Genomic DNA, 16,153 nt, shown 5'->3' with positions numbered 1-16,153 from the left:
CCGCAGGGGACCGCCCGGCAATTGCGGACCCTATTCGACCCGCACGAACTCGCGGCGGCGCGTGCCGTTGAGCATGGTGAAGCCGCCGCGGCTGGGCAGCCAGCGTATGCCGTCCATCTCCAGCCCCTCGGGCACCACTGCCACCACGCCCTCGGAGACGGGGCCGTTGTCGTTGCGATAGGCGTAGCGGATGTTCGTGCCGTCCCAGCGATAATCGGTGTCGCCCTGGTAGATCTTCTCGCCCTTGGCGGTGACTTCGTGATGATCGTGCACCCCGGCTGGGTCGCGGGTGAAGCAATGGGTGTCGACCGTGTCGGGGGCGACTTCGGTGCGCCAGCATTTGCCCACCCAGTAATCGAGCGGGGCGAGCGGGTCCTGGGCGGCGAGGAGCAGCGCGAGCAGCATCAGCGGCGCCCCCGATAGGCGGGCAGGCCGAGCTTCCAGACGATCGCGGCGGCGCGCAGGCCGAAGCCCGCCGCGGCAGCGAGCAGGCCGGCGACGAAGATCGGCAGCCCGGCGAGTGCGAGCACCACCTGGAGCGATGCGGTGAGCGCGGCGGCGGTGACGTAGAGCTCCGGCCGCATCAGGATCGAGGGCTCGCCCGCCAGCACGTCGCGGATGATGCCGCCGGCACAGGCAGTGACCACGCCCATCACTGCGGCCGGCACCGGCGGGATGCCATAGCCCAGCGCCTTGGCCGCGCCGAACGCAGCATAGGCGGCGAGGCCGAAGGCATCGAGCCAGGCAAAGGTGGTGTCGTTCCACCAGCGCTGCGGCGTCATCCAGATCAGCACCGCGACGGCAAGGATCAGCGCGGCGACGGTGGCGTCGTGCACCCAGAACACCGGCGCACCGATCAGCAGGTCGCGGATCGTGCCGCCGCCGACGCCGGTGACCAGCGCGAAAAAGGCGGCGGTGACGAAGGTCTGCGCCCGGTGCGCGGCGGCGAGCGCGCCGGTGGCGGCGAACACGGCGATACCGAACATATCGAGCCAGGGGAGGATCGGTCCGATCCGGGCGGCGGCTTCTACGGCTTCCATGAAAGATGTTTCATGCCGGGAACGGCTTGCTGTCAAATGCGGGGCTGGGGCATGAGTGCGGCCATGCAGCGTACCGAGTCTCCGCTAGTCGTCATCGCCATCTGCCTTGCCGCGCTTGCCGGCTTCGTCGATGCGCTGGCCTTTACCAGCCTGGGCGGCTTCTTCGCCTCGTTCATGAGCGGCAACACCACCCGGCTGGGCGTGGGGCTGGGCGGCGACATCCCGGGCGACGCGGCGACCGCGGCGGGGCTGGTGATGAGCTTCGTCAGCGGCGTGATCCTCGCCAGCGTGATCACGCGCTGGCGCCAGGCGCGGTTTCGCGAGAGCGTGATGCTGGCGGTTACCGTGCTGCTCGTCATTGCCGCGACGCTGGCCAGCCTGGCGCCGGGGCCGATCGTGCTGATCTTCCTCGCCATGGCGATGGGCTGCGAGAACGGCATCCTCAACCGCGACGGCGAAGTGAGCGTGGGCGTGAGCTACATGACCGGATCGCTGGTCAAGATGGGCCAGCGGCTGGCCGGCGCGCTGATGGGCGACAAGGACCGCTGGGGCTGGACGCTCTATCTGTTCCTGTGGGCAGGCTTCCTGGCCGGCGTGGTGATGGGCGCGGCCAGCCATGTCCGCTGGGGCTGGACCGCCTTGTGGCTGGCGCCGATCGCCAGCGCGGTGCTCACCTTCGCGCTGGTGCGCATTCGGCCGAAGCTGGCGGGACCGTGGGCGGTCAACTGATGCGGCGCGGTGGCTGATTGGCGCGCGGCGGCCCGAGGCGGCTGACGCCGTACAAGATGCTGGCCGGCATCTATCCGCATCTCTTCGCGATGGCCTATTGGGCGAACCTGCGCTTCGGCCGAGCCACGGCGATCGACAAGGGGCTTACCGCGGTGCTGTTCGTCAGCTGGGTGCCCCTATTGTGCCTGCTGATCGCGCTGCTGATGCCGTGGCAGGGACCGGTGGCGGCGCTGCCGGTGATGATCGTCCTGCCTGCCAGTGCCTTCGCGCTGTGGCGGCTGCACAAGACGCTGCTGATCAAGCGGCGCATGGGCCTGCGCTATCTCGATCGGCACAGCCGGATGGATCCGGCGGACCAGCTATGGATGCAGGTGCTGACGCTGTCCGCGCTGGCGCTGCTGGCGATCGGAACCGTCCTGATGCTGCGCTGGGGCGAAGGGCGAAGGCCGCCGGTGCAGGTGGTATCGGCAGAGCATATCGCGCGCTGAGCGCCTATTTCTTCACCGCCTTCATGTCGCGGCCATTCTGGTGCAGCACCGCGCCGATGACCTTGCCCGCGGCATCGCGGGTGAAGTCGATCTGGGCGTCGACGGCGCGGAAGAAGAACTTGTCCGGCGCTTCGGCGAACAGGTCGAGCGGGCCCTGGCCGGTGGCCTGGACGATCAGGTGATCGCCCTCGGCACGCACGGTGAAGCCGAAGGCGGGGTTCGCCTCGTACGTGCCTTCATAGGATTTGAGCGCCGCGGCGGGCAGGGTGGTCGCCTTGCGCTCGCTGGGCAGGGTGAGGGTGCCGCCGCGTGCCAGCGTCATCATCGCGCGGCCGAGCGTGCTCGCCGCACTGCCGTTGATATTGGCGAGCGCCACCACGGTGATCTTGCGATCGGGATCATAGCCCATCCAGGTGTTGAACCCGTCGATCCCGCCGCTGTGCGAGATCGTGGTGGCGCCGTCCCGCGTCACCGCGCCGATGCCGAAGGCGTAGTTGTTCTTGTAGGGCGTGCGCATCGCCAGGAGCGATTCGGGCTTGAGCAGTTTGCCGCCGAACAGCCCGGTCTCCCATTTGAGCAGATCGTGCGTGGTCGAATAGAGCGCGCCGGCGCCCTGCGGGACCGACATGTCGATATAGTCGGCATTGACCACCGCGCCCTTGCTCGGGCTGTAGCCCGAGGCCCGGCGCGCAATCACGCGCGCATGATCGTCATAGCCGCTGTCTGCCATGCCGAGCGGCTTGAAGACGTTCTCGGTGACGAACGCGGCATAGGACTGGCCGCTGGCCTTCTCGATGATCGCGGTGAGAAGGACATAGCCGGAATTGGAATATTTGAACTGCTCGCCCGGCGCAAAATCGAGCGGCTTGTCGCTGAAGCGGGCGATCAGCTCGGGCAGCGTGGTGGGAAGCACCTTGCGCTTGTCGTAATCGTCCTGCGCGGTGAAATTGGGGATGCCGGCGCTGTGGGTGAGCAGGTGGAATATGGTGACCTTGTCCCAGGCCGCCGGGGCATCGGGCAGATAGGTCTTCACCGGCGCGTCGAGGCGCAGCTTGCCGCGTTCCTGAAGCAGCAGCACCGCGGCGGCGGTGAACTGCTTGGTCAGCGAGCCCAGGCGGAAGCGCGTCTCGCCGTCGTTCGGAATCTTCCATTCGAGATTGGCCGAGCCATAGCCCTTGTCGAACAGGATCTTGCCGTCCTGAGCGACGAGAATGGCGCCCATGAAGCCGCCCGTCTCGGCTTCGGCGCTGGCGGCTTGGTCCATGCGCGTGACGTCCTGCGCGAAGGCGGGCGTGGCGAGGGCGGTGGCGGCCAGCAGGCCGAGAAGGATGTGACGCATGCTTGATCCCCTTTGTGTGTTAGCTGAGTAACTCACGCAAGGGGAGTGTGCAAGCTGGCCAGATATGAAAAGCCCCTCCCCTTCAGGGGAGGGGTTTGGGGGTGGGGGACGTCTCACCGAGACTGGAGCCTGCGGACCGGCCCCACCCCAACCCCTCCCCCGAGGGGGAGGGGCTAGCGTTGATCAGACGTGGATCGGCTTGCCGAGGACTGCCATCGCCGCTTCCTTGATCGCTTCCGAATGCGTCGGATGGGCGTGGCAGGTATAGGCGATGTCTTCCGACGTCGCGCCGAATTCCATCGCCTGGGCGACCTGGGCGATCATCGTGCCGGCGACCGAGGTGATGATCCAGGTGCCGAGCACGCGATCGGTCTTGGCGTCGGCGATCACCTTCACCCAGCCGACCGTGTCGTCGATCGCCTTGGCGCGGCTGTTGCCGGCCATCGGGAACTTGCCGACCTTGACCTCGCCGCGCTCCTTGGCCTGCTCTTCGGTCAGGCCGACGCCGGCGATCTCGGGGTGGGTATAGACCACCGAGGGGATCACGTCGTGGTTCACGATGCCGGTGAGGCCGGCGATGTTCTCGGCGACCGCGATGCCTTCGTCCTCGGCCTTGTGCGCGAGCATCGGGCCCGGGATCACGTCGCCGATCGCCCAGACGCCGTCGACCTTGGTGCGGAAATCGTGGTCGGTCTCGACCTGGCCGCGCTTGTTGACCTCAAGGCCGATCTTGTCGAGGCCAAGGCCTTCGGTGTTCGGACGGCGGCCGATCGACACCAGCACGGCATCGGCTTCCAGCGTCTCGGCAGCGCCGCCGGCGGCCGGCTCGATCGTGACGCTGGCCTTGCCGCCGTTCACGGCAACGCCGGTCACCTTGGTGGAGAGCTTGATCTCCATGCCCTGCTTCTTGAAGATCTTGGCGGCTTCCTTGCGGACGTCGCCGTCCATGCCGGGGAGCAGCTGGTCGAGGAACTCGACCACGGTGACCTTGGCGCCGAGGCGCTGCCAGACCGAGCCGAGCTCGAGGCCGATCACGCCGCCACCGATGACGACCATGTGGCCAGGGACCTTGTCGAGCGCGATCGCGCCGGTCGAATCGACGACGACCTTCTGGTCGATCTCGACGCCGGGCAGCGGGGTGACCGACGAGCCGGTGGCGATGACGATGTTCTTGGCGGTCACCTTGCGGTCACCGACCTGGACGGTGTGTGCGTCGACGAAGGTGCCATAGCCCTTCACCCACTCGACCTTGTTCTTCTTGAACAGGAACTCGACGCCGCCGGTCAGGCCCTTCACGGCCTTGTCCTTGTCGGCCATCATGCCGACCAGGTCGAGCTCGACGCCGGTCAGCTTGATGCCGTGCTTGGCGAGGGTGCCGTTGACCGCCTCGTCGAACTTCTCCGACGCGTTGAGCAGCGCCTTGGAGGGAATGCAGCCGACATTGAGGCAGGTGCCGCCCAGCGTCTCCCGGCCTTCCACGCAGCCGGTCTTGAGGCCCAGCTGCGCCGCACGGATCGCCGCGACATAGCCACCCGGGCCCGAACCGATCACCAGGACGTCGAAATCATAGTCGGCCATCATTCACTCCGTTCGCCCTGAGCTTGTCGAAGGGCTGCCTTTTCTTCCGTTCGAGAAGAGCGATGCTTCGACAAGCTCAGCACGAACGGAAGATAGGTATTCGTTTCAGTTCTTACAGATCGATCAGCAGGCGGGTCGGATCCTCGATCGCGTTCTTGAGCGCGACGAGGAAGGTGACCGCCTCGCGGCCGTCGACCAGGCGGTGGTCGTAGCTGAGCGCGAGGTACATCATCGGGCGGACGACGACCTGGCCGTCGCGGACGACCGGGCGGTCCTCGATGCGGTGCAGGCCGAGCACGGCCGACTGCGGCGGGTTGATGATCGGGGTCGACATCAGCGAGCCGAACACGCCGCCGTTCGAGATGGTGAAGGTGCCGCCCTTCATTTCTTCCATCTTGAGCGTGCCGTCCTTGGCGCGCTTGCCGAAGTCGCCGATCGTCTTCTCGATGCCGGCGACCGACAGCGTCTCGGCGTCGCGGATCACCGGGACGACCAGGCCCTGCGGGGCCGAGACGGCGACCGAGATGTCGCAATAATCGTGATAGACGATCTCATCGCCTTCGATCGAGCCGTTGACGCCGGGGATGTCCTTGAGCGCCATGCAGGCGGCCTTCACGAAGAAGCCCATGAAGCCGAGGCGGACGCCGTGCTTCTTCTCGAACAGGTCCTTGTACTTGGCGCGTGCCTCGATCACCGCGGTCATGTCCACGTCGTTGAACGTGGTGAGCATCGCGGCGGTATTCTGCGCTTCCTTGAGGCGCTTGGCGACGGTCTGGCGCAGGCGCGTCATCTTGACGCGCTCTTCCTTGCGGCCGCTGGCCGACGAAGCGGCCGGGGCGGCGGCGGGCGCCGGGGTGGCGGCCGGTGCCGGCTTGGCGCTGGCGGCGGCGATGACGTCGTCCTTGGTCAGGCGGCCGTCCTTGCCGGTGCCCTGCACGGTCGAGGGATCGACGCCGGTCTCGAGCACCGCGCGGCGGACCGACGGCGAGAGCGCGGCGGCTTCCGAAGCGGCGGGGGCCGGGGCGGCGGCAGGCGCCGGAGCGGGCGCGGCGGCCGGGGCAGGCGACGGGGCAGCCGCAGCGGCGCCACCTTCGCTCACCACCGCGATGACCGCGCCGACTTCGACGGTGTCACCGATCTTGACGAGCTGGTCGCCCATCACGCCGGCGACCGGGCTCGGCACCTCGACCGAGACCTTGTCGGTCTCGAGGCTGGCGATCGGCTCGTCGAGCTGGACGGGATCGCCGGGGTTCTTCAGCCATTCGCCGAGCGTGGCTTCGGTGATCGACTCGCCCAGTACCGGGACTTTAACGTCTGCCATTGTCTTTCCTCGTTCCCTGGGAGGGTGTCAGTTCTTGCGGGTCCGGCGAATCTCTTCGCGGACATTGTGACCGAGCGCGTCGGCGACGAGCGCCCCCTGCTCGGCCTGGTGGCGCTTCATCAGGCCGGTGGCGACCGCCGCGGCCGGTGCGCGGCCGGCATAGCGCGGACGCTGCACCTTCGACTTGGCTTCGGCGAGGCTCGCTTCGATGAACGGCTCGACGAAGAACCAGTAGCCGTTGTTCTTCGGCTCTTCCTGCGCCCAGATCACTTCCTCGAGGTTGGTCATGCGCGCGATGCGCTTGGCCAGCGCCTCGCCCGGGAAGGGATAGAGCTGCTCGATGCGGACGATCGCGGTGTTCTTGTCACCGGCGGCATCGCGCGCCTCGATCAGGTCATAGGCGACCTTGCCGGTGCACAGCACCAGGCGCTTCACGTCCTTGTCGGCCGGGGCCGAGGGATCGCTGAGGATGCGCATGAAGTGGCTGTCGCCGAGGAAGTCCTCGGCCTTGCTGACCGCCATCTTGTGACGCAGCAGCGACTTGGGCGTCATCTGCACCAGCGGCTTGCGGAAGTTGCGGTGCATCTGACGGCGCAGCAGGTGGAAGTAGTTTGCCGGCGTCGTGATGTTGACGACCTGCATGTTATCTTCCGCGCAGAGCTGGAGATAGCGCTCCGGACGCGCCGAGCTGTGCTCGGGGCCCTGGCCCTCGTATCCGTGCGGCAGCAGCATCACCAGGCCGTTGGCGCGCAGCCACTTGGCCTCGCCGCCGGCGATGAACTGGTCGATCATGATCTGCGCGCCGTTGGCGAAATCGCCGAACTGCGCTTCCCACAGCACCAGCGTCTTCGGATCGGCGAGCGCGTAGCCATATTCGAAGCCGAGCACGCCATATTCGCTGAGCGGCGAATCGAGCACTTCGAACGTCCCGTGCGGGATGGTCGAGAGCGGGATGTAGCGATGCTCGTCCTTCTGATCGACCCAAACCGCATGGCGCTGCGAGAAGGTGCCGCGGCCGACATCCTGGCCCGACAGGCGGACGCCATAGCCTTCCGAAAGCAGCGAACCGAAGGCCAGCGCCTCGCCGGTCGCCCAGTCGAAATTCTCGCCCGACGAGAACATCGCGCGCTTCGAATCGAGCACGCGGCCGAGCGTCTTGTGGATCTCGAGGTCCGAAGGGACCTCGGTCAGCGTGCGGCCGAGGCTGTCGAACAGCTTCTTCTCGATGCCGGTATCGACCGAGCGGCGCGCGGTCTCGGGATCGCCCGGCGCCGCGAGGCCCGACCAGCGGCCGCCGAACCAGTCGGCCTTGTTCGGGAGGTACGACTTGCCCGCCTCGAACTCGCCTTCGAGCAGCAGGTTGAACTGCTTCACCTTCTCGTCGACAAAGCCCTGGTCGATCACGCCTTCGCCGATCAGCTTCTTCGAATAGACGGCGCTCACCGACGGATGCTGGCGGATCGCCTTGTACATCAGCGGCTGGGTGAACGAGGGCTCGTCGCCTTCGTTGTGGCCGAAGCGGCGATAGCACCACATGTCGATCACGACGTCGCGCTTGAAGGTCTGGCGGAACTCGATCGCCATCTTGCAGGCGAAGGTGACCGCTTCGGGATCGTCGCCATTGACGTGGAAGATCGGCGCCTGGACGCCCTTGGCGACATCCGACGGATAGGGCGAGGAGCGCGCGAACTGCGGGCTCGTCGTGAAGCCGATCTGGTTGTTGATGATGAAGTGCAGGCAGCCGCCGGTATTGTAGCCGCGGATGCCCGAGAAGCCGAGGCATTCCCACACGATGCCCTGGCCGGCGAACGCAGCGTCGCCGTGCAGCAGCACGGGCAGCGAGCCGGTATGGGCTTCGAGATCGTTGGCGATCGTCTGGATCGCACGGGTCTTGCCGAGCACGACCGGATCGGCCGCTTCAAGGTGCGATGGGTTGGCGACCAGCGACATATGGACGCTGATGCCGTCGAACTCGCGGTCGGTGCTGGTGCCGAGGTGATACTTCACGTCGCCCGAGCCGCCGACATCGTCGGGGTTGGACGAGCCGCCCGAGAATTCGTGGAAGATCGCGCGATACGGCTTCGACATCACGTTGGTGAGCATGTTCAGCCGGCCGCGATGCGCCATGCCATAGACGATCTCGCGCACGCCGAGCTGGCCGCCATATTTGATGATGGCTTCCATCGCCGGGATCATCGCTTCGCCGCCGTCGAGGCCGAAGCGCTTGGTGCCGACGTACTTCTTGCCGCAGAAGCGCTCCCACTCCTCGGCCTCGATGACCTTGGAGAGGATCGCCTTCTTGCCGTCGACGGTGAACTGGATGGCCTTGTCCTTGCCCTCCATCCGCTCCTGGAGGAAGCGGCGCTCCTCGACGTCGGCGATGTGCATGTATTCGAGGCCGACATTGCCGCAGTAATTGGCCTGCAGGATCGACACGATCTCGCGGACCGTGCCCTTCTCCATGCCGAGCGCGCCGCCGAGATAGATCGGGCGATCGAGATCGGCGCCGGTGAAGCCGTGATATTCCGGCGTCATGTCGGCGGGCAGGTCCTGGCGGGCGAGGCCGAGCGGATCGAGCGTGGCGGCAAGGTGACCGCGCACCCGGTAGGTGCGGATCAGCATCATCGCCTGGATCGAATCGAGCGCGGCGCGCTGGATGTCGGCTTCCGACGCGGCGGGGCCGGTGGGCTTGGCGACCGGTGCCGCGCCGCCCTTGGCGGGCTTGGGCGCCGGCTCCATCTGGGTCGGGTCGAGGCCGGCGGTGAGGGCATCCGTCTCGGCGAGCGGCCAGCGCGGGTTGGCCCAGCTCGGGCCCGACGCAGTGTTCTCGAGTCCCTCGAAGAACTGCTGCCACTTGGGCTCGATGCCCGCGGGATCCGCCTTGTAGCGGCGGTACAACGTATCGATGAAGGCGGGGCTCACGCCACCGGCGATGTCATCGAAGTCCAGGCCCTCATAGCCCATGGTCACCAATCCAGTCTGTGTTAGCGCTCCCATTCCTTGTAGGAGATAGGAGCGCTCCCGTTACAATTCAGCCCTTGAGAACCTCGACCAGCGTCGAGCCCAGCTCCGAGGGGCTGGCAGCGACGCGGATGCCCGCTTCTTCCATCTTCGCGATCTTTTCCTCTGCGCCGCCCTGGCCGCCCGAGACGATCGCGCCGGCATGGCCCATGCGGCGGCCCGGAGGTGCCGTGCGGCCCGCGATGAAGCCGGCCATCGGCTTCTTTCGGCCACGCTTGGCCTCGTCGATCAGGAACTGCGCGGCTTCCTCTTCGGCCGAGCCGCCGATCTCGCCGATCATGATGATCGACTTGGTCTCGTCGTCGGCGAGGAATAGCTCGAGCACGTCGATGAAGTTGGTGCCGTTGACGGGGTCGCCGCCGATGCCCACCGCGGTGGTCTGGCCGAGGCCGGCATTGGTGGTCTGGAACACCGCCTCATAAGTGAGGGTGCCCGAGCGCGAGACGACGCCCACCGAGCCCTTCGAGAAGATCGAGCCCGGCATGATGCCGATCTTGCACTCGCCCGGGGTCAGCAGGCCGGGGCAGTTCGGGCCGATCAGGCGCGACTTCGAACCCGAAAGGGCGCGCTTCACCTTGACCATGTCGAGCACCGGGATGCCTTCGGTGATGCAGACGATCAGCGGCACTTCGGCGTCGATCGCCTCGAGGATCGAATCAGCGGCGAAGGGCGGCGGCACATAGATGACCGAGGCGTCGGCGCCGGTCTTGGTGACCGCTTCGGCGACGGTGTCGAACACGGGCAGGCCGATATGCTCGGTGCCGCCCTTGCCGGGGGTCACGCCGCCGACCATCTGCGTCCCATAGGCGAGCGCCTGCTGGGTGTGGAAGGTACCGGTCTCACCGGTCATCCCCTGGGTGATGACCTTGGTGTTCTTGTTGATCAGGATGCTCATGCGTTCACTGGGCTCCAGGCGCTTTGGATTCGGTTAGGGAGGAGGAGCGCAGCACGACCCAGCCGCCATAGGCGGCAGCGGTCAGGCGAACGCTGTCTCGTGCGGAAACGGCAACCGACGCGCCGACCGCGCTGGCGGTCGGGCGGGCGGTGAGCGGCACGCTTTCCTCGTTCGGGAGAACGAGTTTGCGCGCAGCGAAATAGTCATCGTCGGAAAGCGCGTGCCACAGCACGATGCAGCTGTCGCCGATCGGCGTGTGGCTCGGATCCGCGGTGGGCGGCATCAGATAGAGCTGGCCACCGGCGATCCGGTAGATGGTGTTGGGGACCTGCGCCGCGGCTGGGGCGGGCAGCTTCTCGGCCTCGCCACGCGTCGTCACGGTAGCGGCGCCGAGCGCGCGCTGGGCAGCCGCGGGCAGCAGCGCGAAGCTGCTCGCCTCGGCGATGCTCTTGTTCAGGCGCACGGCACCGGTGAGGCACGCCGCCTGGAACAGCGGAACCGGCTCGGCGGGCGCAGTCGGTGTCGCTTCCTGCGCCGCGGCGGGCGCCGGAAGCAGCGAAGCCGCGCTCGCCAGGGCGAACGCGGCAATCGCGACGATGCCGATGCGCGGCGCCGCCATGATCAGGCGAGCGAGCCGTCGATCGCCTTGCAGGCGACAAGCAGTTCCTTCACCGCGTCGACCGAGACCTGGAGATTGGCCTTGGCCTCGTCCGACAGCTTGACCTCGACGATCTTCTCGACGCCGTCCTTGCCGAACAGCACCGGCACGCCGACGTAGAGATTGTCGACGCCGTACTGGCCGGTCAGGTGCGCGGCCGCCGGCAGGATGCGCTTCTGGTCGTAGAGATAGGCCTCGGCCATCGCGATCGCGCTGGTCGCCGGCGCATAGAAGGCCGAACCGGTCTTGAGCAGCGCGACGATTTCGCCGCCACCGCCGCGGGTGCGCTTGATGATCTCGTCGACCTTTTCCTTGGTCGAGAAGCCCATCTCGATCAGGTCGGCGACGGGGATGCCCGAGACGGTCGAATATTCGAGGACCGGGACCATGGTGTCGCCGTGGCCGCCGAGCACGAAGGTGTTCACGTCCTTGACCGACACGCCGAATTCCTCGGCGAGGAAGTGGCTGAAGCGGGCCGAGTCGAGCACGCCGGCCATGCCCACCACCTTGGTGTGCGGCAGGCCCGAGAATTCGCGCAGCGCCCAGACCATCGCGTCGAGCGGGTTGGTGATACAGATCACGAATGCGTCGGGCGCGTGGGCGGCGATGCCCTCGCCGACGGCCTTCATCACCTTGAGGTTGATGCCGAGCAGGTCGTCGCGGCTCATGCCCGGCTTGCGGGCGACGCCGGCGGTGACGATGATCACGTCGGCGCCCGCGATGTCGGCATAGTCGTTCGAACCGGTGATGCTGGCGTCGAAGCCCTCGACCGGGCCGCACTGCGACAGATCGAGCGCCTTGCCCTGGGGCACGCCTTCGACGACGTCGAACAGGACGATATCGCCCAGGCCCTTGAGTGCTGCGAGGTGCGCGAGCGTACCGCCGATGTTGCCGGCGCCGATCAGCGCGATCTTCTTGCGGGCCATGGAAACTCCCTTTGGGTCTGGTTCAACCGGACACAGACGCGCGTACCGGCGCGCCGGTGAAAGCGGTGGCGGCTTAGGCCCATAATAGGAGAGTCGCAACCCATGAAAACGGGCCGCGCCCGATTATCTTTGCAACTAATTCGCAAGTGCAATAGTGACTTGGAAGCGCCTGTTCGCGCGGGTCTTCAACCCGTCAGCGCCGCCGCCAGTTCCGTGCCCCTGCCGGTGAGCGCGTAGAGCGGGAGCGGCGGATAGCGGTCCTCCAGCCGGCGCTGCACCAGCGTTTCATCGATCACTGCCTTGAGCGTTGTCGAGAGCGCGCGCGGGGTGACCGGGGCAAGCCGGGCCTGGATCTCGCCGAAGCGCGTCCATTCGGCGCCCATGCCGGCGACCAGTGGCAGCGACCAGCGCGGCAAGTCGCCGGTGCCGAGCCGGAGCCGGTGGCGAGTCTCCTCGATCCGTTCGCACAGCGCGCCGACCGGCCGGCCGGCTTCGCTCAGCAGATATTCGGGGCGCAGCGGATGGCCATGGCCGGGATTGGGGATCACCCAGCCGCTCTCCTTCAGCCAGGCGAGGCAGCGGGTGAGGCTGTTGTGCGACAGGTCGAGCGCGCGCGCGATCACGGCGAAGCGCGAGCCCTGTTCGCGGCTGAGCAGCGCCAGCACCGGGATCGCCCAGCGATTGGCCTCGAGCATGCGGAGCAGCTGGGCGGGCGAGGAGGGCGTTGACTCGATCACCAAATTCATATCGACTATACAAATGGAACCATAGAGTCGGAGAATCGGAATGGCAACTGTTGCGGAACCCAGCCAGGCGGCGGCGCTGGGCTATGATGGCGGGCTCACCTGCGCGATCCACGTCACCAGCCTCGATGCCGCGATCGCCTGGTATCGCGACGTGTTGGGAATGACGCTGCTCTACCGGGTCGACGCGATCGCCTGGTGCGAGTTCGAGACGCCGGTGGCGCGGGTGAACATCGGCCTGTCGCAGGTCGAGAGCGTGCCCCAGGGCGGCGGCGCGACGCTGACCTTCGGCGTGACCGATATCGACGTCGCCAAGACCGTGCTCGACGCGGCGGGCGTGCGCCAGGACGGGCCGGTGCAGGAAATTCCCGGCATGGTGAAGCTGCTCACCTTCTACGACCCCGACGGCAACGCGCTGATGTTTTACCAGGACCTGGCGGGCCAGGGCTGAGCGCGGCGCTGACCGGCTGTTAACCGCCATCGTGCGAAAGCGGCACGATGGCGGCGCCCGGCAAGCGAACTCTCGAGACGATCGACCTGCTGCGCCTGCTGAGCGCGCTGGCCGTGCTTGCCTATCATTATGGCAGCGCCTTCGGGCGGCTGCCCGATCCGCATTTGGCCGGCTGGGCGCGCACGCCGCTGCCCGACGGCTGGCTGGCGCTCAGCTGGTGCGGCTGGATCGGGGTGGAGCTGTTCTTCGTCATCTCCGGCTGCGTGATCGCCGGTTCCGCCCGCGGCACCTCTGCCGGCGTCTTTGTCGGCAGGCGCGCGGCGCGGCTGTTCCCCGCCGCCTGGATCTGCGCGAGCCTGTCGCTGGCGGCATTGCTGCTTGCCGGCGCGCAAGGGCCGTTGCTTGCCGAATGGCTGGGGGCAATGGCGCTGTCGCCGGTGGGGCCGTGGATCGACGGCGTCTATTGGACGCTCGGGGTGGAGATCGCCTTCTACGCACTGGTCGCGGCGCTGCTCGCCTGGCGGCGGGTGGAGAGCCTGGAGCCGCTCGGCTTCGCCCTGGCGGGAGTGAGCCTGGCCTATTGGCTGGTGGTCGCCTCGGGGTCGCTGCCTGCCGCCTGGGTGTGGCCGCGCCTGGCCGACCTGCTGCTGCTCACCCATGGCGGCTTCTTCGCGCTCGGCATCTTCATCCGCGCGGCACTCGACAAGGGAATGACGCGGCGGCGCTTGCTGGCGGTCGCGCTGTGCCTGGTGCCCGTCGGCATCGAGATCATCGCGCATGCCGTGCGCAGCGCGCGCGAGCTGGGGATCGCGGCGACGCCGCTCGCACCGATGGCGATCTTCGCCCTGGGCGTGGCGGCGATGCTTGCCGCCAACCGCCTGCAGCCGCTGCTGGCGCGCCGGCTGCGCCCGGGCTGGGCGATGGCCGCCGGGCTGGCGACCTATCCGCTCTATCTGCTCCACCAGGCGGCCGGCACCGCGGTTATCGCCGGTCTCGTCCGTGCAGGCATGCCCGCGCCCTTCGCGGCGCTGCTCACCGGCGCGGCGATGCTTGCCCTCGCTTTGCTGATCGCCGCCACCGCCGAGCCCTGGCTCCGGGCCCGGCTGGTCCGCGCCGGCTCAGCGCTGCTCCGCTTCCGCCCGGCGCCGATATTCGTCCGCGAGCACGCCGAACGCTAGCTTGCGCTGGCCGGTCTCGGAGATCAGGCCCTTGCGGTTCCAGCCCTGCTGATAGACCGGGTGCTGGCGGCGCGGCGAGCGGAAGTCCTTGAGGATCCACGGGCTCATGCCGCGCAGATAGGGCACCTTCGCCGCCATCTCGAGCGTGCGGCGATAATATTCGGCCTGATATTCCTCGCTGAACTTGTGCGGGGCAGCGGCATTGTCGTGATAGCCGTAGAGCGCGTCCGCGCCGAATTCGGAGAAGATCAGCGGCTTGGTGACCGGACTGGCCCAGGTGATCGACGGCACGTCGGCGAGCGGGTCGTCCGAATACCAGCCATTATAGGTGTTGATCGCCATCACATCGAGATCGTCGACCAGCGGATCGTCGATGCGCATCACCTTGCCCTGGCGTGCGCTGAGCAGCGCGGCGGTGATCAGCCGGCTGTCGTCGAGCGCGCGGACATCGGCGATCAGCGTGCGCAGGAACGCGTTGCGCGCATCGCTGACCGGCGTCTCGTTGGCGACGCTCCACAATATGATCGCGGCGCGGTTGCGGTCGCGCTGGATATTCTCGGCGATCATCCGGCGTGCCGTGGCGAGCGTCTCCGGATTGGCCCAGGCGACGCGCCAATAGACCGGCACCTCGCTCCACACGAGCAGGCCCATCTCGTCGGCGAGCCGCGTGGTGCCCTCGTCATGCGGATAATGGGCGAGGCGGACGAAATTGCCGTGCAGCCCCTGCTTGATCTCGGCGAACAGCGCGCGGGCGGCGGCGGGGCTCATCGCGCGGACGGGATCCTTGCCCAGCTCCTCCTCGTGCATCGAGATGCCGCGCAGGAAGATCGACTTGCCGTTGAGCAGGATGCGGTCGCCCTGCACCTCGATCGTGCGAAAGCCGATACGGTCGGCGAAGCGGTCCGCGCCGGTGGTGATCTGGACGTCGTAGAGCGTCGGGCTCTCGGGCGACCAGCGCTTGAGCCCGCGCGGGGCGGGGAGGCTGGCGGTCCAGTTGCCCGCGCCATCGGTGCGGCCGTCGAGCATGGCGCCGAGCGCGGGGATGGCGAGGCGGATCGGCGCATTGGCGGCCTGCGGGCCGAGCAGATGCGCGTCGACCGTGATGCGGCCGTCCTTGCCCAATCGTACGAAAGCGTCGTCGACGAACGTCTCGGGCACGGTGACCAGCCGGATCGAGCGGGTGATGCCGCCATAGGTCTCCCAGTCGGTCACCGGCGGCGGCACGTCGCTGTCGGTGCGCGCGGAATCGACGCCCACCGTGATCTGGTTGCTGCCGGGGCGCAGCCTGTCGGTCACGTCGAAGGCGAAGGGCGTGAAGGCGCCCCGATGCGTGCCGACCGGCTTGCCGTTGAGGAAAACGCTGGCGGCATAGTCGGCGCTGCCGAAGCGCAGATAGACGCGCTTGCCCGGGCCGGCGGGGGCATAGTCGAAGGTGCGCTGGTACCAGACCAGCCCCTGATAATAGCGCATCTCGGGCGCATGGCCGATCCAGCTGCCCGGCAGGTGCGTGACCGGCGAACGCTGCATGTCGAACTCGAACAGCGCAGTCGGGCGCTTCTCCGCCTCCTCGGCCTGGATCCTGTCCTGCCAGCGCGCAGTGCTTTCGCCCGGCGGACCGCCATGGAAGCCGGCGACGCCGTCGCGATAGGGATCGACCGACCAGTGCCAGGCGCCGTCGAGGCTCTGGCCGGGGCGCAGATCGGCCGCGACCAGGGTCTGCGCGGATGCCGCAAGGGGTGTCAGCAGTGCCGCAAGCGCGAGCCCGATCCAACGCATACACTCTCCA

15 protein-coding genes are annotated in these 16,153 nt (G+C 67.6%); 4 read left to right on the top strand and 11 right to left on the bottom strand.

Going from position 1 to position 16,153, the window contains the following annotated elements; translation table 11 throughout:
* Positions 1 to 30: 30 nt before the first annotated feature.
* Together P6144_RS06005 and P6144_RS06000 are read right to left on the bottom strand one after the other, a co-directional pair.
* A complete protein-coding gene (locus tag P6144_RS06005) occupies positions 31 to 405 on the bottom strand; it encodes a hypothetical protein (protein WP_277766832.1) in 375 nt (124 codons plus the stop codon).
* Positions 405 to 1,040 (bottom strand): TRIC cation channel family protein, encoded by a 636-nt coding sequence (locus tag P6144_RS06000; protein ID WP_277766831.1) that lies wholly within the window; start codon positions 1,038 to 1,040, stop codon positions 405 to 407. Before P6144_RS06000 ends, P6144_RS06005 begins: the two co-directional genes overlap by 1 nt.
* 63 nt (positions 1,041 to 1,103) lie before the next feature.
* On the opposite strand from P6144_RS06000, the gene P6144_RS05995 reads away from it, so the two are divergent.
* The gene (locus P6144_RS05995) at positions 1,104 to 1,769 is read left to right on the top strand and encodes a YoaK family protein (protein ID WP_277766830.1); all 666 of its coding nucleotides are present in this window, start codon (positions 1,104 to 1,106) and stop codon (positions 1,767 to 1,769) included.
* 17 nt (positions 1,770 to 1,786) lie between these two features.
* Entirely contained in the window at positions 1,787 to 2,257 is a 471-nt protein-coding gene (locus tag P6144_RS05990) for a hypothetical protein (RefSeq protein WP_277766829.1), read from the top strand.
* A gap of 4 nt (positions 2,258 to 2,261) precedes the next feature.
* On the opposite strand, the gene P6144_RS05985 is transcribed toward P6144_RS05990, so the two are convergent.
* The 8 genes from P6144_RS05985 to P6144_RS05950 all read right to left on the bottom strand — a co-directional run bounded on the left by P6144_RS05985 (position 2,262) and on the right by P6144_RS05950 (position 12,741).
* Positions 2,262 to 3,596 (bottom strand): serine hydrolase, encoded by a 1,335-nt coding sequence (locus P6144_RS05985; protein WP_277766828.1) that lies wholly within the window; start codon positions 3,594 to 3,596, stop codon positions 2,262 to 2,264.
* A 183-nt stretch (positions 3,597 to 3,779) separates the two neighbouring features.
* Positions 3,780 to 5,174 carry a dihydrolipoyl dehydrogenase gene (lpdA, locus tag P6144_RS05980; RefSeq protein ID WP_277767410.1) on the bottom strand — a complete coding sequence of 465 codons (1,395 nt, stop codon included), beginning with the start codon at positions 5,172 to 5,174 and terminating at the stop codon, positions 3,780 to 3,782.
* Positions 5,175 to 5,286: 112 nt separating this feature from the next.
* The gene (odhB, locus tag P6144_RS05975; RefSeq protein ID WP_277766827.1) at positions 5,287 to 6,495 is read right to left on the bottom strand and encodes a 2-oxoglutarate dehydrogenase complex dihydrolipoyllysine-residue succinyltransferase; all 1,209 of its coding nucleotides are present in this window, start codon (positions 6,493 to 6,495) and stop codon (positions 5,287 to 5,289) included.
* Positions 6,496 to 6,522: 27 nt separating this feature from the next.
* Entirely contained in the window at positions 6,523 to 9,459 is a 2,937-nt protein-coding gene (locus tag P6144_RS05970; RefSeq protein WP_277767409.1) for a 2-oxoglutarate dehydrogenase E1 component, read from the bottom strand.
* A gap of 67 nt (positions 9,460 to 9,526) precedes the next feature.
* The gene (gene sucD, locus P6144_RS05965) at positions 9,527 to 10,411 is read right to left on the bottom strand and encodes a succinate--CoA ligase subunit alpha (protein ID WP_277766826.1); all 885 of its coding nucleotides are present in this window, start codon (positions 10,409 to 10,411) and stop codon (positions 9,527 to 9,529) included.
* 4 nt (positions 10,412 to 10,415) lie between these two features.
* Positions 10,416 to 11,030: a hypothetical protein gene (locus tag P6144_RS05960; RefSeq protein WP_277766825.1), complete on the bottom strand. Its 615-nt coding sequence runs from the start codon at positions 11,028 to 11,030 to the stop codon at positions 10,416 to 10,418.
* A 2-nt stretch (positions 11,031 to 11,032) separates the two neighbouring features.
* Entirely contained in the window at positions 11,033 to 11,995 is a 963-nt protein-coding gene (mdh, locus tag P6144_RS05955) for a malate dehydrogenase (RefSeq protein ID WP_277766824.1), read from the bottom strand.
* Between the two features lie 185 nt (positions 11,996 to 12,180).
* Positions 12,181 to 12,741, bottom strand: a complete 561-nt coding sequence (locus tag P6144_RS05950) for a winged helix-turn-helix transcriptional regulator (protein ID WP_277766823.1) — start codon at positions 12,739 to 12,741, stop codon at positions 12,181 to 12,183.
* 40 nt (positions 12,742 to 12,781) lie between these two features.
* Here P6144_RS05950 and P6144_RS05945 point away from each other — a divergent pair, with 40 nt between their 5' ends.
* Both P6144_RS05945 and P6144_RS05940 read left to right on the top strand, forming a co-directional pair.
* Complete coding sequence (locus P6144_RS05945; protein ID WP_277766822.1) at positions 12,782 to 13,189, top strand: VOC family protein; 408 nt, start codon at positions 12,782 to 12,784, stop codon at positions 13,187 to 13,189.
* Between the two features lie 47 nt (positions 13,190 to 13,236).
* Positions 13,237 to 14,367 (top strand): acyltransferase, encoded by a 1,131-nt coding sequence (locus P6144_RS05940; protein ID WP_277766821.1) that lies wholly within the window; start codon positions 13,237 to 13,239, stop codon positions 14,365 to 14,367.
* Here P6144_RS05940 and P6144_RS05935 read toward each other — a convergent pair.
* Positions 14,308 to 16,143 (bottom strand): glycoside hydrolase family 2 TIM barrel-domain containing protein, encoded by a 1,836-nt coding sequence (locus P6144_RS05935; RefSeq protein ID WP_277766820.1) that lies wholly within the window; start codon positions 16,141 to 16,143, stop codon positions 14,308 to 14,310. The genes P6144_RS05940 and P6144_RS05935 overlap by 60 nt on opposite strands.
* Positions 16,144 to 16,153: the final 10 nt, after the last annotated feature.

The sequence above is a fragment of the Sphingomonas sp. HITSZ_GF genome (assembly GCF_029543155.1).
Lineage (GTDB): Bacteria > Pseudomonadota > Alphaproteobacteria > Sphingomonadales > Sphingomonadaceae > Sphingomonas.
Note: the sequence above shows the minus strand (reverse complement) of the source record. Positions and strands in the feature narration are given on the sequence as shown.